This window comes from Haloprofundus halobius, assembly GCF_020097835.1.
Lineage (GTDB): Archaea > Halobacteriota > Halobacteria > Halobacteriales > Haloferacaceae > Haloprofundus > Haloprofundus halobius.
Map to the genome: position 1 here is coordinate 1,490,291 of NZ_CP083666.1, position 21,094 is coordinate 1,511,384.

Sequence of the window (21,094 nt, forward strand, 5' to 3'; positions counted from 1 at the left end):
AGGCTCGGCGACCTCAGTCGACGACGAGTTCGACGGGGTAGTCGGTGAAGTTCTCGTAGCCGTCCTCGGTGACGACGGCGATGTCCTCGATGCGGACGCCGCCGACCGCCGGGTCGTAGAGGCCGGGTTCGATGGTGACGACGTGGCCGGGTTTCAGCTCCTCGCCGTCGGGGCTGAGCCGGGGGCCTTCGTGGACGTCGAGGCCGACACCGTGGCCGGTGCTGTGGATGAATCCTGTTTCTGTGGTCGGGTCGCTTCGGAACGTCGCGTGGCCCGCGTCCTCGTACACGTCGCAGACCGCGTCGTGGACGTCCGCCCCCGTCGCGCCGGGTTCGAGCGCGTCGAACGCCGCGTCCTTCGCCTCGGCGGTCAGTTCGAACCACTCGCGAATCTCGTCGCTCGGTTCACCCTTGACGAACGTCCGCGTCATGTCCGCGTGGTACTTCGTGGCTTTGCTCCGCGGGAAGATATCGACGATGATGGATTCGTTCGCCAGAAGAGGCCCACTCCCGCGGTCGTGCGGGTCGGCCGCGTGCTCGCCGCAGGCGACGATGGTCTCGTCGAGCGCACAGCCCTCACGCAGGAGCGTAATCTCGATCTCTTGCTGGACGCGCTCGCTCGTGAGCGGTTCGCCCTCGTAGACGAGTGTGCCGTCGGCGGCGATGTCGGCGGCGCGGATGAGATTCTCGGCGGCTCGCATCGCCGCTTCGTTCGCCTTCTGGGCGGCGCGCACGTTGTCGACTTCCTCGTCGGTCTTCACCGCGCGGATGTCGCCGAGCACGTCGCGCGACTCGGCGGTCACGTCGCCGCCCTGTTCGCGGAGGCCGTCGGCGGTGCCGAGCGGGAAGCGTTCGGGCGCGAGCACGGATTTTACCTCCGCGTCGTCCAGAAACGCGGCGATAGTTCGGGCACGACCCTCCTTCGGGCCGTACTCGGCGAGTCGCTGCCGGAAGTCGTAGTCGGCGAATCGGAAGACGGCGTCGGCGCGACTCTCCTTCTTCGCGCGACCGTACTCCAGTCCGCTGACGAGCAGACGGGTCTCGTCGCCGGTGAAGACGGTGACGAAGGGGTCGGGCGCGTCGAACCCCGAGAGGTACAACTGGTTGGAGTCGCCGCCGTCGGCGTCGAGGAGGTAGCCGTCGAAGCCTTCGGAGCCGAGATGCTCGGAGAGCGAGGAGAGGTCAGGTTCCATACCTCCGAGGGGACGCCGCGACGGTAAAGTGGTTGGCTTCCCGGAAGCAAGAGACAAGAGGCAATGTCTCCGCCTTCGGTACGCTGATACCGACTCGCACGGACACCGCGGTATGGACGCGGAACTCTCTCAGTCTCGGGTACGCGGCACAGCCCGCGCGCCGCCGTCGAAGAGCTACACGCATCGGGCGATTCTCGCCGCCGGCTACAGCGACGGTGCGACCGTCTACGACCCGCTCGTGAGCGCGGATACGGAAGCGACGATGCGCGCCGTCGACGCCTTCGGCGGCGACGTGACCCGCGAGGGCGACACGCTCGAAGTCGACGGCTTCGGCGGCCGTCCGGATGTTCCAGACGACGTCATCGACTGCGCGAACAGCGGGACGACGATGCGCCTCGTCACCGCCGCCGCGGCGCTCGGCGACGGTATCACCGTGCTGACCGGTGACGACTCGCTCCGCTCACGGCCACAGGGACCGCTGCTCGACGCGGTTTCGGAGCTGGGTGGCCGCGCGGAGAGCACCCGCGGCAACGGACAGGCGCCGCTCGTCCTCAAAGGGCCGATTTCTGGGGGGACGGTGTCGATTCCGGGCGACGTGTCTTCGCAGTACATCTCGGCGCTGCTGATGGCCGGAGCAGTCACCGAGGAGGGTATCGACATCGAACTGGAGACACAGCTCAAATCCGCGCCGTACGTCGACATCACGCTCGAAGTGTTACGTGACTTCGGTGTGAGCGCCGAATCGACCGAGCGCGGCTTTTCGGTCGCCGGCAGGCAGTCCTACGACCCCGACGGCGGCGAGTACCGCGTCCCCGGCGACTTCTCGTCCATCTCGTACCTGCTCGCCGCAGGTGCCGTCGCCGCCGAGGAAGACCACGAGGTGGTCGTCGAGGGCGCGCATCCGAGCGCGCAGGGCGACGCCGCCATCGTCGAGATTCTCGAACGCATGGGCGCGGCTATCGAGTGGGACCGCGAGAACGGCCGCATCACGGTTCGGAGATCTCAGTTATCGGGCGTCACCGTCGACGTCGGCGACACGCCAGACTTGCTCCCGACAATCGCAACACTCGGCGCTATCGCCGACGGCGAGACGCGCATCGAGAACTGCGAGCACGTCCGGTACAAGGAGACCGACAGAGTGAGCGCGATGGCAGACGAGTTGACCGAGATGGGCGCAGTCGTCGAGGAAGAACGGGACGTGCTGACGGTGAAGGGTGGCGAGACTGCGCTCGCGGGCACGACGGTCGACGGTTACCACGACCACCGTATCGTGATGGCGCTTTCCGTCGCCGGACTCGTCGCCGACGGGACGACTCGGATTCGGGGTGCCGAACACGTCGACGTCTCGTTCCCGAACTTCTTCGACGTGTTCACCGGACTCGGCGCGGACGTGCGGTTGCGGGAGTAGCGCGACGGGCGCGAGAGAGAGAGAGTGCTTGGCCGAATTGGCTGACAGACGGCGCTTCGAACGTCGACTGACGCGAACCGGTGCGCCGTGCACCCGCCTCGTCCGGTTCGCGGCGGTTCTCAGAGTATGGGCGGTCTGGTTCCGTTTTCGTACAAGAAGGTTCGCCGAACACGGCGTCGGTTCTCGGCACGAGATATGAGCGGAAATAACCGACTCACCGCTCGCTGACGCCGGTTCGTCGCCGAATCGCCTCGACCCACCACGTCTTGAACACGAGTATGCCAGCGGTGCCGACGACAGTACCTACCGGCTTCCGTCGAATCGCGGAGACAAGCGCCAAGATTCCGGAAACGGCGTTCACTACGTTGAGGACGTTCGGGTAGCTGAAGTCCATCGTTCCGTTTCCTTCGTCGAGCCACGTTTCTTCGGCGAGGACGACTTCGCTGAGCCAGTTATCGGTGCGCTCAGGTTCGGAGAACAGCACCGGGTTGACGATTGTGAACGCGACAGCGGCGGCGAGCAGACGCCACTTGCGATGGTAGATAGCGTACATCAGCACCGGCGTGATGGTGAAGCGCGTGCCCGCACTCCACGGGTTCGAATGTCTGCGCCAGAACTTGTCTTGGAGTCGCGCGCGCAGTGAGCGCTGGTCGATGTTCGACGAGTCGACGACGGCGGGATCGGTCATAGGTGCAGAAATGATTGCCGACGAGATGAGGTTTCCCCGTCGCCACGATTGCGCCTTTCTGCAAACACTAAATGGCCGCGACACCGACGCCCCCGTAATGAACGGCAACGGCTTCGGACGACTGTTCCAGTTTTCGACCTACGGCGAGAGCCACGGCGACGCGATGGGCGTCGTCGTCAGCGGCTGTCCCGCGGGCGTCGAACTCGACGAGGAGGAGATTCAGCGAGAACTCGACCGGCGCAAACCCGGCCAGTCGATGATAACGACGAGCAGAGGCGAACCCGACGAGGTGGCCATCCACAGCGGGCTCCAAAATGGATATACGACGGGCACGCCCATCGGGATGACCATCGAGAACAAGGACGCGCGCTCGGGCAAGTACGAACCGTTCGTCACCGCGCCGCGACCCTCCCACGGCGACTTCACGTACTCTGCTAAATTCGGCACGCGCAACTGGGGCGGCGGCGGGCGCTCGTCCGCGCGCGAGACGGTGAACTGGGTCGCCGCGGGCGCGGTCGCCCGGCAAGTCTTGGAGCAGTCCGAATACGGTATCCAGATCAAAGCGCACGTCAACAAAATCGGCGACGTCGAGGCTCCCGAGGTGACGTTCGAGGAGATGCTCGAACACACAGAGGAGAACGACATCCGCTGTGCGCACCCCGAGACGGCGGAGAAGATGCGCGAACTCACCGACGAGTACCAGAAACAGGGCGACTCCATCGGCGGGAGCATCTACTTCGAGGCCCGCGGCGTTCCGCGAGGCCTCGGTGCGCCGCGCTTCGAGTCGTTCCCCTCGCGCCTCGGCCGGGCGATGTTCTCGATTCCGGCGACGACGAGCGTCGAGTACGGCCTCGGCAAGGAGGCCAGCGAGTGGACCGGTCACGACCGTAACGAGGACTGGGAGTTCGGAGAAGAGGGCGACCCAGTCCCCGTGGGCAACAAACACGGCGGCCTGCAGGGCGGCATCACGACGGGCCAACCGATCTACGGCGAGGCGACGTGGCACGCGCCCACGTCGATTCCGAAAGAGCAGACGACCGTCGACTGGGAGACCGGCGAGGAGAAAGAGGTGCAGGTCGTCGGCCGCCACGATCCGGTGCTGCCGCCACGTGCGGTGCCCGTCGTGGAGGCGATGCTGTGGGTGACAGTACTGGACTTCATGCTGTTGGCGGGGCGCATCAATCCCGACCGCTTGGACGGACAGGTCGGCGAGTACGACACCGAGTACCACCCGAGTAGTCCGGAGAACCAGTAACGTCGGCGCTGCGTTCGTTCTCGACTGACTATCGCCCCATTATGATAGAAATTTAACCCGACTTTTCGTCGAATGCATTTGTAAACGTAGAACTCGATTCGTAGTTGTAAACGGCTGCAAATTCCGGCAACCGACGGGCGTTTCTTCGATTCTTCATAATCATTCTATGACAACCTATAGCAAAGACTTTACTTGGTAGATGGCTACAATCGCACACTGGCGGCCCGACACGGGCCAGGACTCAAATATGACTAACGACGAACTCATCTGGCGAATCGCAGGGGGATCCGGGGACGGGATCGCCTCGACGAGCCAGAACTTCGCGAAGGCCCTGATGCGCTCGGGCCTCAACGTTTTCACGCATCGACACTATCCGTCGCGGATTCGCGGCGGCCACACGTACACCGAGATTCGGGCCTCCGCCGACCCCGTCAAGTCCCGTGGGGACGGCTACAACTTCCTGCTCGCGCTGGGTGACTCGTTCGCCCGGAACCCGCAGCAGAACGCCTACTACGGCAACGAGGAGATCAAACCGCTCTCGGAGAACCTCGACGAACTCCGCGAGGGCGGCGTCATCATCTACGACTCCGGCTTGCTCGACGCGTCGGAAATCGAAGACTTCGACGAACGAGTCGAGGAGAACGACTGGCACGTCTACGACCTCGACCTGCGCACGATGGCCCGCGAACACGGCCGCGAGGTCATGCGCAACACCGCCGGCGTCGGCGCGACCTGCGCGCTCGCGGGCATCGACCTCGAGTGGATCGAGGAACTGATGACCGACGCGATGCCCGAGAAGATTCTCGAACCGAACCTCGAGATTCTCCACGAGGCGTACGAGATGGTCGAATCGGAGTACGACGTCGACGCCCACGACGTGAAGATTCCCGAGGGCGAACACGACGAAGAGCAGGTGCTCATGTCCGGGTCGGACGCCATCGCCTACGGCGCCATCGACGAAGGCTGCCGCTTCATCGCGGGCTACCCGATGACGCCGTGGACCGAGGTGTTCACCATCATGTCGCAGAACCTGCCCGAACTCGGCGGCATCTCCGAGCAGGTCGAAGACGAGATCGCCGCGGCGGCGCTCGCACTCGGCGCGAGCCACGCGGGCGTCAAGGCCATGTCCGGGTCGTCCGGCGGCGGCTTCGCGCTGATGTCGGAGCCGCTCGGCCTCGCGGAGATGACCGAGACGCCCGTCGTCCTCATCGAGGCGATGCGCGCCGGGCCCTCGACCGGGATGCCGACGAAACCCGAACAGGGCGACCTCGAACACGTCCTGTACACCTCGCAGGGCGACTCGCACCGCATCGTCTTCGCGCCCGGCACGGTCGCCGAGGCGTACACGCAGACGCGCAAGGCGTTCCAGATCGCCTACGAGTACCAGATTCCGAGCATCGTGCTCTACGACCAGAAGCTCGGCGGCGAACTCGTGAACGTGCCGGCGAGCCACTTCGACGAGGAGCCGAACCCGTCGCTGGGTTCGACCTTGACGGAGGCCGAAATCGCGGACGCGCCGCACGACGACTCCGGCAAGTTCTCCCGCTTCAGCTACGACACGCCCGAGGACAACGGTGTCGCGCCGCGGTCGATTCCCGGCCAGAAGGGCGGCCGCTTCCTCGCCACCGGTAACGAGCACATGCCCGAGGGGCACATCAGCGAGGACCCCGAGAACCGCGTGTTCCAGATGAACAAGCGGATGCGCAAACTCGAAGCTATCCGCGAGGAACTCGACGGCGAGGTCGTCAACAACTCCGAGTACGGCGAGGAGGACGCCCAGTACGGTTTCCTCACCTTCGGCAGCCAGCAGGGTACCGTCGAGGAGGCCGTCGACCGTCTCAACGAGGACGGCCACTCGGTGAAGATGCTCGGCGTCAGCGAGATGGCGCCGTACCCGGTCGAACAGGTGAGTGAGTTCATCGAGAGCGTCGACGAGGTGCTCGTCGTCGAGATGAACGCCTCCGCGCAGTTCCGCGGGCTGACCCAGAAGGAGGTCGGACGCTACGGCGACAAGCTCTCGAGCCTCTTGAAGTACAACGGCAACCCCTTCGAGCCCCAAGACATCGTCGAGGGCTTCGAGGTCAACATCGTCGAGAACGACGACCATCCCCACACGCGAACCAAGTACGTTCCAGCAGCGGGTGACTAATCATGAGTGCATTCAGCGCAATCGGAGAAGGCAAAGAAATCGACCGCAACGACTACACGCCCGGTCTCGAACCGCAGGCGACGTGGTGTCCCGGCTGTGGTGACTTCGGCGTCCTGAAGGCGCTGAAGGGCGCGGCCGCGGAACTCGGCAAATCGCCCGACGAGATGCTGCTCGTCACGGGTATCGGCTGCTCGGGGAAGCTCAACAGCTACTTCGAGAGCTACGGCTTCCACACCATCCACGGCCGCTCGCTGCCGGTCGCTCGCGCGGCGAAGCTCGCCAACCCCGGCCTGCAGGTCGTCGCCGCCGGCGGCGACGGTGACGGCTACGGTATCGGCGGCAACCACTTCATGCACAGCGCCCGCGAGAACCACGACATGACCTACATCGTGTTCAACAACGAGATCTTCGGCCTCACGAAGGGCCAGACCTCGCCGACGAGCCCGATGGGTCACAAGTCGAAGACTCAGCCGCACGGCAGCGCCAAGCAGCCGCTTCGGCCGCTGTCGCTGTCGCTGACCTCCGGCGCGTCGTACATCGCGCGCACCGCGGCGGTCAACCCGAACCAGGCGAAAGACATCATCGTCGAGGCGATGGAGCACGACGGCTTCTCGCACGTCGACTTCCTGACGCAGTGTCCGACGTGGAACAAGGACGCCCGACAGTACGTCCCGTACGTCGACATCCAGGACTCCGAGGACTACGAGTTCGACAACACCGACCGCCGCGAGGCCGCGGAGATGATGCACGAGACCGAGGACGCCCTCCACGAGGGCACCGTCCTCACCGGTCGCTACTACGTCGACAGCGACCGCCCGTCCTACCAGCAGGAGAAACAGCAGATTGGCGAAATGCCCGAGGAACCGCTGGCGGAGCGCTACTTCGACGACAGCTACGAGTGGGAGCGCTCGTACGACAACTTCCTCGACAAGCACAAGTAAGCGACCGACCCGTCGCTCTCGTTCGATTCTTTCGCGAACCGCCTCGGGAGCGACCGCCATCGCGACAGCCATTTCACATCCCGAAGAACTGATTTCGCGTTCGCAACATATTTTTGCCGGGAAACGAAACAAAAGCGCATGGGTGCCATATCTACGGAGGACCGCATCCTCGCCGTGTTGGAGCAGGATGCGCAGGCCTCCTACGCCGATATCGCCGAACGAGCGGGGGTGTCGAAACCGACAGTCCGGAAGTACATCCGGAAACTGGAGGACAGCGGAGTCATCGTCGGCTACTCAGCCGACGTCGACCCCAAGAAACTCTCCGGACAGTCCATCGCGCTGGTCGGCGTCGACGTCGAGAGCGAGCGGTACGTCGAGGCCACGCGCGCGATGAAAGACCTCGACGCGGTGGAGGCGCTGTACACCTCGTCGGGCGACCACATGCTGATGGCCGAGGTCCGCGCGAAGGACGGCGACTCGCTCGGCGACGTCATCAGCGACGAGATTCTGAGCATCGACGGCGTCACGGCCGCACACCCGTCGTTCCTCCAAGAGCGGTTGAAGTAGTCGAACGCTCAGTACCGTCGACCGAATCCGGCGAAGGCGGCGGCGCCGACGACCCCTGCGAGAACCGTCACCGCGTATCCCGCCCAGAGAACCGCGTTCAAGCCGCTCGTCGCGGCGAGAATTCCATACACGACAGTCACGATGCCGACGAAAAACGAGAGGCCGCCGGCCAGACGCGCCACCCGTCGGTCGTCGGCCGCGGTCTTCGAGCGAGCGTCCGTGAACCGGTCGGCTCCGTCGCCGAAGACGATGTAGTAGCCAACCCAGAGGACCACGGTGCCGGCGACGAACAACGCGCCGCCCGTCACGAGTCGTTCGCCGACCATAGCAATCGTGGTTCTCACACCGATATGAACGTTCGGACCCGGCGCGGACCAGTTTCACTCCGGTTGGGAAACACTAAGAACGCTCCGACGCCAACCCCGAACTGATGAGCGGCGAGACGCTCCCCGGCGCGAGATGCGACGCCGAGGAGCGTATCGTCCTCCACGTCGACATGGACTGCTTCTACGCGTCCTGCGAGCGCCTCAGGGAACCCGAACTCGAAGGGAAACCCGTCGTCGTCGGGATGGGCTACGAACCCGGCGAAGGCCACGGCGCTGTCGCCACCGCGAGTTACGAGGCCCGTGAACACGGCGTCGACAGCGCCCAACCCATCACGGGAGCACTCAACGCGCTCCCCCGGGCGGAGGACACCGAACTGGACGCCGACGGCGACCCCATAGCCCCCGACATCCCCGCGGTCGGCCACTACCGCCCGGTCGACATGGCGTTCTACAAGGAGGTGAGCGCGCAGGTCAAGGAGATTCTCCACGACTGCGCCGACGTGGTCCGCGAGGTGAGCATCGACGAGGCGTATCTCGACGTCACCGAGCGGACGGCGTGGCAGACGGTGGGCGGTGGAGACGACGAGAGACGAACCCTCGCAGAGGGGTACGCCCGCCACGTCAAGCAACGAATCGACCGCGACGTCGGCGTCACCGCCAGCGTCGGCGTCGGCCCGAATATGAGCGTCGCCAAGGTGGCCAGCGACTACGACAAGCCGAACGGCCTCGTGGTCGTCCGACCCGACGAGGTCCGGTCGTTTCTCGACCCGCTCGACATCGAAGAGGTCCACGGCGTCGGCCCCGTCACGGCGCGTGAACTCCGCGAGATGGGTATCGACACCGCGGGTGATCTCGCGGCGGCCGAGCCTCGTCTCTTGGGGGAGAGATTCGGCGAGCGCGGCCGCGAACTGCATCGCCGCGCCCGCGGCGACGACGACAGGGCGGTGACGCCGACGGGTCTCCCGAAGAGCCTCTCGCGGGAGTCGGCGTTCACGAAGCCCACCTCGGAGACCGAGGCGATGCGCGAGAAAGTGCGCGCGCTCGCGGCCGACGTCGCAGAGCGCGCGCGGAGTCGCGGCGCGCTCTACCGGACCATCGGCATCAAAGTCGTCCAACCGCCGTTCGAGGTGAACACTCGCGCGATGTCGCTTCCGGGGCCGGTCGACGACCCCGGGCTCGTCGAGTCGGTGGCGCTGAAACTGCTGACGGAGTTCGACGGGGACCGGGTTCGGAAGGTGGGTGTCCGCGTCTCGAACCTCGACTTCGCCGAGAGCGACCAGGCGAGTCTCGACGGCTGGGAGCAGGCGGCGGGCGCGTCGACCGCCCCGGAGTCGGCCGGAGGCGGGACCGAACGCGACGACCCGTCAGGGGCCGACGCTCGCACGAGCGAGACCGACTGGCCGACGCTCGGCGACTGGGCGAACCGAGTCGCCGGAGACACCGACGACGGGGGTTCGACCGACTCGTCTGACCCGGTCGCCGAGGCGACTGACGGGCAGGCGTCGCTCACCGAGTTCGAGTAGACCGTCGTCCACCACGGGGCTCATCCGAAGTACTTTGAGACCCGTTATTTTTATTTACTGCTGGTTCCGGTTCGAATCATGGAGAGAAGAGGGCTTCTCGGCGTCGTCGCCGGCGTCGCTATCGGGTGGGGGGCGGCGTCCTCCGGCCTGCTCGGGAGCGACGGGACCGAACGCGACGCCACTACACGCGACGAGTCGGCGACCCGGACCTCAGCGGCGGCCGGACTCGCGTCCACCGCCACCGGGACGCCCGCCCGAACGTCGGAGAGCGGCGCGGCGGCCGACGAGGAAACCGCGACGGCCGTCGAGACTGAAGCGAGTCCGGAGTCGACGCCGACGCCGGATTCGACGTCGACGGCCGTACCGGAGTCGACGCCGACCGCGACGCCGGAACCGGAGAACCTCCAGGAGAACCTCGACGTCCATACCAACTCCACCGGCGTCGGCGACGATCCGGGCGACGAGGTGTCTATTGTCTACGTCATCAGAAACGGCCACGAGTTCGCCGTCGACGTCTCCTTTCAGGCGACGCTTCGCCTCGCGGACGGCGAGCACCACCGGACGACCCGGTTCACGCGCATCGACGCCGGGTCGCTCGTCAGCGGAAAGATCCTGTTCGACGCCCACGAACAGCGCGCGTCCGGGTGGGGGTTCTCGCTGCGTCGGGTCGACCGGGCGTCGGAGTGAGGGGGACCGGCGCGCGCGGGTCGACGTCGCGGTGCTCAGCGAAGGAGGCAACGACAGCAGGAACTATAGGGTCCGACTCTGAGGTGCCACCAACGACCAACATGACGGACGTAGAAACCATCACCGTCGCGGACGTGAGCGACGGACCGGGCGGGACCGACGACGCCGAACCGGGAACGACCGTCCGCCTTCCAGCGGTCGAAATTCTCACCGGACGCGGCTTCATCACCGGCAAATCCGGGTCGGGGAAGTCGAACACCGCGAGCGTCGTCATCGAGAAGCTGCTCGACTCGCAGTTTCCGGTGCTCATCGTCGACACCGACGGCGAGTACTACGGGCTGAAGGAGGAGTACGAGATCCTCCACGCCGGTGCCGACGAGGAGTGCGACATCGTCGTCAGCCCCGAGCACGCCGAACGAATCGCGACGCTGGCGCTCGAACAGAACGTCCCCATCATCCTCGACGTGTCGGGCTATCTCGACGAGAACGACGCCGACGAGATGGTGCTACAGACGGCGCGCCAACTGTTCGCTAAGGAGAAGAAGCTGAAGAAGCCGTTTCTGATGCTCGTCGAGGAGTGTCACGAGTACATCCCCGAGAAGGGCGGGATGGGCGAGGCGGGCAAGATGCTCATCAAGATCGGTAAGCGCGGGCGAAAACACGGCCTCGGCATCGTCGGCATCAGCCAGCGTCCCGCCGACGTGAAGAAGGACTACATCACCCAGTGCGACTGGCTGGTGTGGCACCGGCTCACCTGGGGGAACGACACGAAAGTCGTCGGACGCATCCTCGGCAAGGAGTACGCCGACGCCATCGAGAGCATGAACGACGGCGAGGCGTTCATGATGACCGACTGGAGCGAGACCCTGCGTCGGGTGCAGTTCCGCCGCAAGCAGACGTTCGACGCGGGGGCGACGCCCGGCCTCGACGACTTCGAGCGCCCGGAACTCAAATCCGTCAGCGGCGACCTCGTCTCGGAACTGCGCGATATCTCCGACGAGCAAGCCCGACGGGAGAGCACCGTCGCCGACCTCCGACAGGAACTCGACAAGAAGGACGCCGAGATTCGGCGGCTGAAATCCGAACTGGCGGAGGCGCAGGACTTGAGTCGGATGGCAGACCAGTTCGCGCAGGCGCTGCTCCAGAAAGCAGAAGCCCCGTACCGCGGCGGCGAGGGGCGCAACCTCGCTCGGCCGGAGAACGGCCAGTCGGCGCTCGGCGAGTACGAGTCGAACGCGGAGGACGGACCGCAGCTGGTGGGGCCGGTCGACTCCGGAGTCGACACCGGAAGCGACGCCGACTCCGAACCCGAACGCGTGAACGGGTCCGCGGCAGCGTCGCTTTCGCCGGAGAGCGCCGGCGAGAGCGGTTCCGAAGCGAACGAAGCGGGAGAGACGACCGCCGAGACGGAAGCGCGAGCGGAGTCGACGGAGCCGTCTCCGGCGGGACGGTCGGACCGAGACGGCCGGTCGACCGCCGTCGAGGGCTCCCGACGCGCCATCGTCGACGAACTCCGCGATGTCGTCGAGTCGCTGGACGACGTGACGCGCGAGATGCTCGCGCACTACCGCGCGACGGACCTGAGCACGCCCGTCGACGCCCACGTCGGCGCGGGCCACTCCGGCGACCAGCAGCTCGCCTACGGTCGGAACCGGGCGCTCCGACAGGCGGGGTTCATCGAACACGTCGGCCGCGGTCGCTACCGGTACACGCTGCCCGAACTCGTCCGCGACGAGTACGCAGACCGCCTCGCCGACGGCGAGTTCGCCGCCACCGTCACCGCTGTCGAATCGTCGTTCGCGAACGTCTCTCTCGGTCGAACGGGTGTCGCGAGCGACGCTGACAGGGTGAGCGACACGGTCGGCACGGTCGATACGGCCGACGGCGACACCACCGTCGACGCCGACTCGGACGACGGGACGGAGACGGCGGCCGCGGGCGAGAACGACGACCGAGAGAACGGAGAGAACGAAACAGACCGGACCGACCGCCGGGAGAACCGGTCGACGGAGGAGGAGACTGACACGGATGGGACGACGCTCGCCGACGTCGGACAGGTGGTCGAGGACGCCGAACTCGTCGACGACGGTGCGGAAGCGGGGCGGGCGACCGGTTCCCCGACCGAGACCGAGAGCACACCCTCGGACGACTCCGAGTCGTTCGAAGACGGTGACGCGAAAGCGGACGAGACAGGGGCGACACCGTCGGACGACGCGGAGATCATCGACTGAGCGGCGCTTGACGCTCCCCGTTCGACGCTCGCCGGGAGCGGCGGTAACGAAGCGTTGTCGGTCCAACACCTTCGTCTAGGTGTCCCTTACAGTTCGGAAACGAGGTCTTCGAGCGCCGCCCGCGGGTCGGCCGCTTTCGCGACGCCGCTGGCGAGGAGAATCCCTTCCGCGCCCAACTCGGCGGCGGCAGTCACGTCGTCGCCCGTCGAGACGCCCGCGCCGCAGAACAGGTCGACGTCGTCGTCGACGGCGTTCACCGCGTCGACGGCGTCGCGAACGATGTCGGGGTCGGCGCTGCTGACGGACACGTCGCCGCCGATGAGTTCCGGCGGTTCGACGGCGACAGCGTCGGGGCCGAGCGCCGCGACTGCGCCGGACTGCTCGGGGTTGTTCGCACAGACGATCGTGTCGAGGCTCGCGCGCTCGGCCGCCTGCATCGACGCGTCGATGTCGGCGAGTTTGAGGCGGTTCTCCGAGTGGTTGAGCAGCGTCCCGGTCGCGCCGGCCTCGGCGGCCGCCTCCGCGAGCGTGCTACCGGTGTGGCTGCCGTACCCGACGGGGCTGACGTGTTGGGCCCACGTCTCGACGTCGGTTTCGGCGACGCGCGTGAGATGTGCCGCCTGCGGGGAAACGGCGATTCGGACGCCGGAGTCGTCGGCGACGTCACGGGCGGCCGACGCTACTTCGACGGGGTCGCACGGGTACGCCTTCAGGTTCACCAGGATGAACATACCGATAAGAGGCGGCGGGGATGGCAAATAGGTTCGTCTTCGAGGAAACGATGCCGCTGTCGGCCGAATACGGCGAGCTACGACGAGGTCGGGGCCCCGGTATTCACCGCTTACACCGAGTAAGAGACGTATAGCTATATCCGCTCCACGAGTATGCGAGCGTATGCAGGGGGGGTCGTCGTGACTACTGGGAGTTCGCCGCAGGTCGAGGAGGTCGCTCAGGCGCTTCAGCCCGTCGTCCGAGCGTTCGCGTTCTGGGCGGCGGTGCTGATTCCGATAGTACTCATCGGTCTGGTGGCGACGAAGCCCGGGTTACAGGGGCAGCGGGGGACGTGGTTCGTCGTCCTGTTGGTGTTGAACGTGGTGGCGCTCATCGTCGGCCACCGACATAAGCGATAGTTCGGCAGTCCGGATTTCGGCGGCTCGGTCTTCGACAGTTCAGTCCTTCCGCTTGACCACGTCGCCGAGCGTTGTCGTGGTGGTGTCGCCGCCGGACCAGTCGGTGTCGTCGACGTCGCTCCCCTCGGTAAGTGCGATGTCGAGTTCGCGCTCCAGTTTCTTCTGCACGCCGTCGCTGGGGAGGATGTCCCCCCGTTCGAGTTTGCGGATGAGGCTCGCTTTCTCGTTGAGTTTCTTCGCGAGGTCCTCCTGACTGAGTCCGCTGGACTCGCGGGCCTGCCGGATTCGGTCGTCGTAGTCGCCGGCAATCTCGTCCATGTCGTCGAACATGTCGCGGCGACGGCGCGACCCGCCGGACGAGGAGGACGAAGACGAGGAGGACGAAGAGCCCGAATTGCCGCTCGACGAAGTGGAGTACTTCGTGGAGGCGGAACTCGTCGATTCAGTGCGGACCTCGGTCCCGAACCCCTTGCAGTTCTCACAGAGCTGGAGTTCGGCACCTTCGACTTTCGTGGTTGTGAGCGATGCCTGTTCGGCACCGCACATCTCGCACTGTGGCATACGCCCCCGTAGACGACGACGTGGTATAAAATACACGACGAGGGAATCGCGAGTCGGCCCGCGATTTTCCCCAGAAAACGGTCAAGCGCTCCGAGCGGTCCGAACGCTTCGACGGCCGAGCGGCCGGGTGTACGGACTCAGTCGAGGTCCGACCACGCGCCCCAGAAGCGCTGGAGCGCCGTGAGGTGGCCGACGACGGCGAACAGAACGAGCAACAGACCGACCAGCGAGAGGCCGGCGACCAGCGGTCCGGGGACGACGGCGGCGACGACGCCGACGATACCGACGAGCGCCAGTCGGTCCGCCCGGCCCAACAGTCCGCCGTACTGCCGACCCAATCCGACCGCCTGAATCTGCGTGCCGAGGTAGGAGGTCATCAACACACCGGTCACGGCGGCGAGACCGAGGCCGTAGCGGCCGATTCCCGCCGCCAGACCGACCAAAACGGCGATGTCGGCGTAGCGGTCGAGCACGTGGTCCAGCAGGTCGCCGCCCGAGGAGGCGACGCCCTGCTCGCGGGCGAGGGCGCCGTCCAAGAGGTCGAGCCAGCCGTTGACGAAGACGAAGAACGCGCCGAGGGCGTACCACAGCGTCGCGTCGGCGGACGCGACCCAGAACGCGCCGCCGGCGGCGACGGCGAACCCGAAGGCGATGACGCTCACGCCGTCGGGCGTCAGACCGAGCCTGTTGGCCCCCGAGACGAGCGGGTCGAGCATCCGATCGGCGACGGGTCGCAGTTGGTCCAGCGTCATAGATACTCCAGGTAGTCGACCGTCCCCGCGGAGGGCTCCCGGTCGCCTTCGACGACGGCGCGAACCGCGTCGGCGACGGCTTCGGGCGACTGCTCCGTCGTCTCGACTTCGTACACGGCCTCGACGCCGTGCTCCTCGACCGCTTCGGCGAGAATCACGTCGAGCGCTTCGCTCTCTCGGTTCTCGCTCGCTTTCTCGTCGTTCTCGCCTCTATCGAGCAGGCGGGATTCGAGCACGTCGGGACGACAGCGGAGGACGACGACGCGGTCGGCAGGCAGGAGGTGTGCGAGGTGTGATTCGACGATGGTCACGTCGTCTGTGCCGTCTTCCGAATCGCCCGCCGCACCGTACTCCTCGTCGACCCACGTTTCCAACCTCTCGACGTCGACGACGAGCGAGTCGCGCTCCTCGTCGCGCTCGGTCCAGAACTCCCGGTCACGGACCTCGTCGTTGAGGTGGGCGACGGAGAACTCGTCTTCCAGGAGCGCCGTCGCGCTCGTCTTCCCCGTCCCGGGCGTGCCGGTGACGACGACTCTCACGCCGTTGCCTCCGCGAGCACGCGGTTGAGCGTCTCCACCGCTCGCTTCGTCTGCTCCTCGCTGCCGCAGGAGATACGGATACAGGCGGGGAGACCGAAACTCGAACAGTCGCGGACGATGACGCCCTCGCGCTGGCAGGCGTCGGCGACGGCGCTGGCGTCTCCGACTTCCGCGAGCACGAAGTTGCCTGCGCTCTCCCACGTCGGCGCGTCGAGGTTCTCGTAGAGGTACTCGCGCGCCCAGCGTGCGCTCTCGACGCTCTTCTCGACGTGTCCGTCGTCGTCAAGGGCGGCGAGCGCCGCGCGGCAGGCGAGTTCGTTCGCCGCGAACGGGGTGTTGACTCGGGCGTACGCGTCGGCCCACGCCTCGGGGACGACGCCGTACCCGATGCGGAGGCCGGCGAGGCCGTACGCCTTCGAGAACGTGCGCAGGACCGCGAGGTTGTCGGGTCCGTCTCGACCGTCGAGCAACCCGACGGCGCTGGGTTGCTCGGCGTACTCGCCGTATGCCTCGTCGACGACGACGAGGGTGTGGTCCTCGACGGCGTCGAGAAGCGAGACGAGTTCCTCGCGCGGGAACTCCGAGCCAGTCGGGTTGTGCGGCGAGGTGAGATAGACGACGCGCTCGCCGTCGTAGGCGTCGAGAAGTCCGTCGGCACTCTGCGCGAAGTCGTCGTCCTTCGAGAGGCCGTAGGAGGACGAACCGCCGTGGACGTACCGCGCGCTCATCGAGTAGTACGCGAAGCCGGGTTCGGGGACGAGAATCTCGTCGCCGGGGTCGAGCATCGCGCGGTGGAGGTAGTCGATCGCGCCGTCCGCGCCGGGGCTGACCCACACCTGCTCGGGCGCGACGTCCCACTTCGACGCCAGTCTCTCGGTGAGGTCGGCGTGCGAGGTGGTCGGGTAGACGTCGAGGTCCGGTGCCGCGGATTCGACCGCCGCGACCGCGTCCGGACTCGGCCCGTGGGGGTTCTCGTTCGAGGAGAGTTTCACGAGGTCGTCGGGGTCGAGACCGAGTTCGCGGGCGACCTCCTCGATTCCCCGGCCGGGGACGTACGGTGAGTTCGCAGAGAGGTCCCGTGGTTCCATGTTCGGTACGTGTTTGTGGCGGGTCTTAAGGGTGCTTACACCGGACGAGAGGCGGGTACGACGACGGTGGTTCGTCGGCCCACAGACGGGCGCCTCGACCAGTACGAGACCTCGAAGGTTTATGACCGAGAAGGGAACCACCCGCTCCCGTGAACTGACTCACGCCGTGATGGGGTCGAGGCGGGTGTACGGTGCGCCCCTCACGGAAAATAGAGCCGACGCGCCGTCTGTTCGCAGATTACGGAATCCGAACGTCGTGTTCGAGCGTTCCGACACCTTCGATTTCGACTTCGACGCGGTCGCCGTCCGACAGTGGGCCGACGCCCTCGGGCGTGCCAGTCGCGATGACGTCGCCCGGTTCGAGCGTCAGGTACGTCGTTATCTCCTCGATGAGCGTCGGGATATCGAACACCATCTGGTCTCGGCTGCCGTCTTGTTTCGTCTCGCCGTTTACGCGTAGCGTCACGCGGGCGTCGTCGGGAACGTGTTCGGGGTCGGCGAGCACCGGTCCCATCGGTGCACTGCCGTCGAACGCCTTGCCGCGCACCCAGTTTTGCTCCGCTCTCTGGTCATCGCGGTTCGAGATGTCGTTGAAGCAGGTGAACCCGGCGACGACGTCCATCGCGTCTTTGGCGGCGACGTTCCGGCACTGCTCGCCGATGACGACGCCGATTTCGGCTTCCCAGTCGAGACGCTCTTTGCCCGCCGGAAGCGTCACGGTGTCGCCGTGGCCAGCGAGCGTGTTGGGGCCCTTCAAGAAGAGCATCGGCCGGTCGGGAACGTCTGCACCGTGTTCGGCCGCGTGGTCGGCGTAGTTCCGCCCGATGCAGACGATTTTCGACGGCTCGGACGGCGGCAGAATATCGACATCGTGGTGGTCGTACGTCTCGCCGGCGAACGTTATCGCGTCTTCGTGCCACTCGCCAGTTCGGACTGCTCCCGCTGGGTCGCGAAATCGGACGTGGTACATGGGTAGAGATGTGGCGTTCGGCGCTTAGTTCTTTGTGAGGCGGCGACGCGGACGGCCGAAGAGACGCTGCCCCAGCGACTATCGTGTTCCTCGTTGACGGGTACCTATGCTGGTCTACCTGCATCAGTATCGCGAATCGGACGCCGACGAGACTGTCGGCGGCGCAACGAGTGACGCAGACGAAGAGTCGTACTTCGGCGAACGACTCGACGCGACCGAGGACCAAGAGTGGAAGTCCGTCGACTACGGTGACCGGACGGTGTTGCGACGCGCGCTCACGTTCGAGGACGTCACCGCCGTCTCGGTACCCAGAGACGTCGAAGCACCCGACGGCGGACTCCCCGGCGTGACGGTCCAACTCCGAAAGGACGGCGACGAGGAGTACGTCGACGACGCCGTCGTCGTCGAGGTCACGGACGAGAATCCGTAACCAACCACCGGGAGGCATACACTTAGTAGGCGTCGTCCGCCTCGCTCACGCATGACAGAGCGATACGCTAACCGACGGTCGGCGCTGTTCGAGGAACTCCCCGAGTCGGTCGGGACGGTGTACGTCGCCCCGAGCGAGACGCTTCGCTACCTCTCGGGGCTGTCGATGCACCAGAGCGAGCGCCCGACGCTGCTCGTCCTCTCGCGAGCGGAGGGTCCGGCGGTCGTCCTCCCGGAACTGGAGACCGACCGTGTCGCCGACGTCCTCGGCGACGACGTGCCGTTCTACACCTACGGCGACGCGACGGACCCGACGCAGGCGGCGAGGGAGGCGTTCGAGAGACTCGCAGACGGGAGGGAACTGTCGGGCGACGCCGCCGTCGAGTACCGGTCGACGCGCGTCCTCGAATACAACCTGCTCACCGACCACCACGACCCCGAGTCGATACAGGACCTCGAACCCGCGGCGGCGGCGCTGCGCGCCCGCAAGGACGAATCCGAGCGCGAGTCGATGCGGAAGGCGGCGCGCATCACCGACCACGTCCTGCAGGAGACGTTCGAGGAGATCGAAGTCGGGTGGAGCGAGCGCGATGTCGAACGCGCCATCGAAAAGCGCGTCATCGACAGCGACGCCGACACGTACAGCGGCGGCATCGTCACCGTCGGCGAGCGAACCGCGTTCCCGCACGCGAACACCGGGCACACGGAAATCGAGAGGGGTGACCTCGTGATGATCGATTTCGGTGTCCGGGTCGACGGCTACTTTTCGGACATCACGCGCACCGTCGCCGTCGGCGACCCGGGCGAGGAGTGTCGTCAGATATACGAGGTCGTCCGCGAGGCCGCCCGCGCGGGTCGCGAGGCAGTCGCCGAAGGCGTCCAGTATCAGGAACTCGACCGCGCTGCCCGAGAAGTCGTCGACGACGCCGGCTACGGCGACTACTTCCCGCACCGTCTCGGCCACGGTCTCGGGCTGGAGGGTCACGAACCGCCGTATCTGGTCGACGGTAACGAGGCGACGCTCGACGTCGGCAACGCGTTCACCGTCGAACCGGGCGTCTACGTCGACGGCGTCGGCGGCGTCAGAGTCGAAGACGACGTGTTGTTGACCGAGGACGGGGCGGAAGTGCTGACCGAGACGCCGCGGGAGCTTCGGATTCTGTAAACTCGCTTCGTCGGTCGGTCGCCTCGTCGGTCGGTCGTCCCGTCAGTCGCTCGTCTCGACGTGGGGCGACTCCGAGCGGTCGGCGCTCGTGTGCGCCGTTTTTGTGCGTTTTGCCGTCAGCGAATCCGACCGCCGGACGTATTTTTATGCGTAACTGCTCCGTAAATCGATACGCAATGGAACTCACCTGGCACGGACACTCCTGCTGGTACGTCACCGTCGGCGACACCGACCTGCTCATCGACCCGTTCTTCGACAATCCGAAGACGTCGCTGGAACCCGACGACGTCGACGACCCCGACTACGTGCTGTTGACGCACGGCCACGCCGACCACATCGGCCACGCCGGCGAGTTCTCCGACGCGACGCTCGTCGCGGTGCCGGAACTGGTCTCCTACGCTCAGGAGGAGCTAGGCTTCGAGGACGCCGTCGGCGGCATGGGGATGAACATCGGCGGCACCGTCGAGTGCGGCGACGCCTACGTGACGATGCACCGCGCCGACCACACCAACGGCGTCAACACCGGCTACGAGTACGACGTCGGGATGCCGGGCGGGTTCGTCATCTCCGACACCAAGCCGACGCAGGTGTCCGACGAGGAGTCGACCACCTTCTACCACGCGGGCGACACCGGACTGATGACCGAGATGCGCGAGGTCATCGGTCCGTACCTCGAACCCGACGCCGCGGCGCTGCCCATCGGCGACCACTTCACGATGGGCCCGTGGCAGGCGGCTATCGCCGTCGACTGGCTCGACGTCGACTACGCGTACCCGATGCACTACGACACGTTCCCGCCCATCGAGCAGGACCCCGAGGAGTTCGCCCGCGAGGTGGAGGCGACCGGGTCCGACACCGAGGTCGTGGTCCCCGAAGCGGACGAGCCGTTCACCCTCGAAGAGGGAGACTGAACCGCCGGGATCGGTCGGCGTCCACGACTGTTCAGATTCCGCGCCGTTCACCCCGCTGAAACGACCATTTTTGTGAACGGCGGTGGTTGAAAGAGGTGTATGGCGAAAGAAGTACACACCGTTTCCGAGGAAGGGTACAGCGCGACCAGTCAGATACGGGAGTTCGAGGTGGATATCGACTCGAACGGCGAGGAGGCCCCCGACACGCTCGAGAGCCTGCTGGCGGCGTACGCGTCCTGCTTCGTCCCGGCGCTCCGCGTCGGGGGGAGCCAGCGGGGCGTCGACGACCTCGGCCGCATCGAGATCGACGCGATCGGAGAGCTGAACGACGACGACAAGCTCGAATCGGTCGCCTTCGACGTCCGCGTCGAACCGGCGCTCGAAGACGGCCAGGGCGAGGAGATCCTCGAGCGCGCCTTCGAACTCTGCAAGGTCCACGACGCGCTCAAGGAGAGCCTCCACGCGGAGACGACCATCGAAGGCGGGTCAGTCTAACCCGCGGCGGTCGGATTCGCGGCGGTGGAGTCGCGTCGCCCCCGCACCCGGGGCCGGTTCGATCGGCGATTCCGCCGCCCCCGAGCG

The 21,094-nt window shown here is 66.2% G+C and carries 22 protein-coding genes; 13 read left to right on the top strand and 9 right to left on the bottom strand.

The features are described from left to right. Positions 1-13: 13 nt before the first annotated feature. On the bottom strand, positions 14-1,192 hold the full coding sequence (locus LAQ74_RS07800; protein ID WP_224336803.1) for a M24 family metallopeptidase: 1,179 nt from the start codon (positions 1,190-1,192) through the stop codon (positions 14-16). Between the two features lie 112 nt (positions 1,193-1,304). Between LAQ74_RS07800 and aroA the strand changes: the two genes are divergently transcribed. Further along, positions 1,305-2,600, top strand: coding sequence for a 3-phosphoshikimate 1-carboxyvinyltransferase (aroA, locus tag LAQ74_RS07805; protein WP_224336806.1), 1,296 nt, complete (start codon positions 1,305-1,307; stop codon positions 2,598-2,600). 214 nt (positions 2,601-2,814) lie between these two features. Here aroA and LAQ74_RS07810 read toward each other — a convergent pair whose 3' ends face one another. Next, positions 2,815-3,288 (bottom strand): DUF6653 family protein, encoded by a 474-nt coding sequence (locus LAQ74_RS07810; protein WP_224336808.1) that lies wholly within the window; start codon positions 3,286-3,288, stop codon positions 2,815-2,817. A gap of 97 nt (positions 3,289-3,385) precedes the next feature. Between LAQ74_RS07810 and aroC the strand changes: the two genes are divergently transcribed. The 4 genes from aroC to lrpA1 all read left to right on the top strand — a co-directional run bounded on the left by aroC (position 3,386) and on the right by lrpA1 (position 8,200). Further along, positions 3,386-4,543, top strand: coding sequence for a chorismate synthase (gene aroC, locus LAQ74_RS07815; protein ID WP_224336811.1), 1,158 nt, complete (start codon positions 3,386-3,388; stop codon positions 4,541-4,543). Positions 4,544-4,790: 247 nt separating this feature from the next. After that, entirely contained in the window at positions 4,791-6,692 is a 1,902-nt protein-coding gene (locus LAQ74_RS07820; protein WP_224336814.1) for a 2-oxoacid:acceptor oxidoreductase subunit alpha, read from the top strand. A gap of 2 nt (positions 6,693-6,694) precedes the next feature. Then, positions 6,695-7,633 carry a thiamine pyrophosphate-dependent enzyme gene (locus tag LAQ74_RS07825; protein ID WP_224336817.1) on the top strand — a complete coding sequence of 313 codons (939 nt, stop codon included), beginning with the start codon at positions 6,695-6,697 and terminating at the stop codon, positions 7,631-7,633. 138 nt (positions 7,634-7,771) lie between these two features. Then, positions 7,772-8,200, top strand: coding sequence for an HTH-type transcriptional regulator LrpA1 (gene lrpA1 / locus LAQ74_RS07830; RefSeq protein WP_224336818.1), 429 nt, complete (start codon positions 7,772-7,774; stop codon positions 8,198-8,200). A gap of 8 nt (positions 8,201-8,208) precedes the next feature. Here the strand turns inward: lrpA1 and LAQ74_RS07835 are convergent, their stop codons facing one another. Continuing rightward, entirely contained in the window at positions 8,209-8,526 is a 318-nt protein-coding gene (locus tag LAQ74_RS07835; protein WP_224336821.1) for a hypothetical protein, read from the bottom strand. A 104-nt stretch (positions 8,527-8,630) separates the two neighbouring features. Between LAQ74_RS07835 and LAQ74_RS07840 the strand changes: the two genes are divergently transcribed. The 3 genes from LAQ74_RS07840 to LAQ74_RS07850 all read left to right on the top strand — a co-directional run bounded on the left by LAQ74_RS07840 (position 8,631) and on the right by LAQ74_RS07850 (position 12,967). Then, the gene (locus LAQ74_RS07840; RefSeq protein ID WP_224336824.1) at positions 8,631-10,049 is read left to right on the top strand and encodes a DNA polymerase Y family protein; all 1,419 of its coding nucleotides are present in this window, start codon (positions 8,631-8,633) and stop codon (positions 10,047-10,049) included. Between the two features lie 78 nt (positions 10,050-10,127). Continuing rightward, positions 10,128-10,736, top strand: coding sequence for a hypothetical protein (locus LAQ74_RS07845; protein WP_224336826.1), 609 nt, complete (start codon positions 10,128-10,130; stop codon positions 10,734-10,736). Between the two features lie 101 nt (positions 10,737-10,837). Further along, positions 10,838-12,967 carry a helicase HerA domain-containing protein gene (locus LAQ74_RS07850; RefSeq protein WP_224336828.1) on the top strand — a complete coding sequence of 710 codons (2,130 nt, stop codon included), beginning with the start codon at positions 10,838-10,840 and terminating at the stop codon, positions 12,965-12,967. 86 nt (positions 12,968-13,053) lie between these two features. Here the strand turns inward: LAQ74_RS07850 and tpiA are convergent, their stop codons facing one another. Then, positions 13,054-13,698 (bottom strand): triose-phosphate isomerase, encoded by a 645-nt coding sequence (gene tpiA, locus LAQ74_RS07855; protein WP_224336831.1) that lies wholly within the window; start codon positions 13,696-13,698, stop codon positions 13,054-13,056. Between the two features lie 180 nt (positions 13,699-13,878). Here tpiA and LAQ74_RS07860 point away from each other — a divergent pair, with 180 nt between their 5' ends. Continuing rightward, positions 13,879-14,097 (top strand): DUF8028 family protein, encoded by a 219-nt coding sequence (locus LAQ74_RS07860; protein ID WP_224336834.1) that lies wholly within the window; start codon positions 13,879-13,881, stop codon positions 14,095-14,097. 39 nt (positions 14,098-14,136) lie between these two features. Here the strand turns inward: LAQ74_RS07860 and LAQ74_RS07865 are convergent, their stop codons facing one another. The 5 genes from LAQ74_RS07865 to LAQ74_RS07885 all read right to left on the bottom strand — a co-directional run bounded on the left by LAQ74_RS07865 (position 14,137) and on the right by LAQ74_RS07885 (position 18,007). Beyond that, the gene (locus LAQ74_RS07865) at positions 14,137-14,658 is read right to left on the bottom strand and encodes a multiprotein bridging factor aMBF1 (protein WP_224336837.1); all 522 of its coding nucleotides are present in this window, start codon (positions 14,656-14,658) and stop codon (positions 14,137-14,139) included. Positions 14,659-14,795: 137 nt separating this feature from the next. Further along, positions 14,796-15,410: a CDP-alcohol phosphatidyltransferase family protein gene (locus LAQ74_RS07870; RefSeq protein WP_224336839.1), complete on the bottom strand. Its 615-nt coding sequence runs from the start codon at positions 15,408-15,410 to the stop codon at positions 14,796-14,798. Next, complete coding sequence (locus LAQ74_RS07875) at positions 15,407-15,949, bottom strand: adenylate kinase family protein (protein ID WP_224336842.1); 543 nt, start codon at positions 15,947-15,949, stop codon at positions 15,407-15,409. Before LAQ74_RS07875 ends, LAQ74_RS07870 begins: the two co-directional genes overlap by 4 nt. Further along, positions 15,946-17,037 (bottom strand): histidinol-phosphate transaminase, encoded by a 1,092-nt coding sequence (gene hisC, locus LAQ74_RS07880; RefSeq protein ID WP_224336845.1) that lies wholly within the window; start codon positions 17,035-17,037, stop codon positions 15,946-15,948. The genes LAQ74_RS07875 and hisC overlap by 4 nt, the downstream gene beginning before the upstream one ends. Positions 17,038-17,275: 238 nt before the next feature. Continuing rightward, positions 17,276-18,007 carry a fumarylacetoacetate hydrolase family protein gene (locus LAQ74_RS07885; protein ID WP_224336847.1) on the bottom strand — a complete coding sequence of 244 codons (732 nt, stop codon included), beginning with the start codon at positions 18,005-18,007 and terminating at the stop codon, positions 17,276-17,278. Positions 18,008-18,113: 106 nt separating this feature from the next. On the opposite strand from LAQ74_RS07885, the gene LAQ74_RS07890 reads away from it, so the two are divergent. From LAQ74_RS07890 to LAQ74_RS07905, 4 genes are all read left to right on the top strand, one after another. Next, positions 18,114-18,437 carry a hypothetical protein gene (locus LAQ74_RS07890; protein WP_224336848.1) on the top strand — a complete coding sequence of 108 codons (324 nt, stop codon included), beginning with the start codon at positions 18,114-18,116 and terminating at the stop codon, positions 18,435-18,437. Positions 18,438-18,488: 51 nt separating this feature from the next. Then, complete coding sequence (locus tag LAQ74_RS07895) at positions 18,489-19,601, top strand: M24 family metallopeptidase (RefSeq protein ID WP_224336858.1); 1,113 nt, start codon at positions 18,489-18,491, stop codon at positions 19,599-19,601. Positions 19,602-19,777: 176 nt separating this feature from the next. Then, positions 19,778-20,512, top strand: coding sequence for a metal-dependent hydrolase (locus LAQ74_RS07900; RefSeq protein WP_224336860.1), 735 nt, complete (start codon positions 19,778-19,780; stop codon positions 20,510-20,512). Between the two features lie 99 nt (positions 20,513-20,611). After that, positions 20,612-21,007 carry an OsmC family protein gene (locus tag LAQ74_RS07905; protein ID WP_224336863.1) on the top strand — a complete coding sequence of 132 codons (396 nt, stop codon included), beginning with the start codon at positions 20,612-20,614 and terminating at the stop codon, positions 21,005-21,007. The last annotated feature ends 87 nt before the right edge of the window (positions 21,008-21,094 follow it).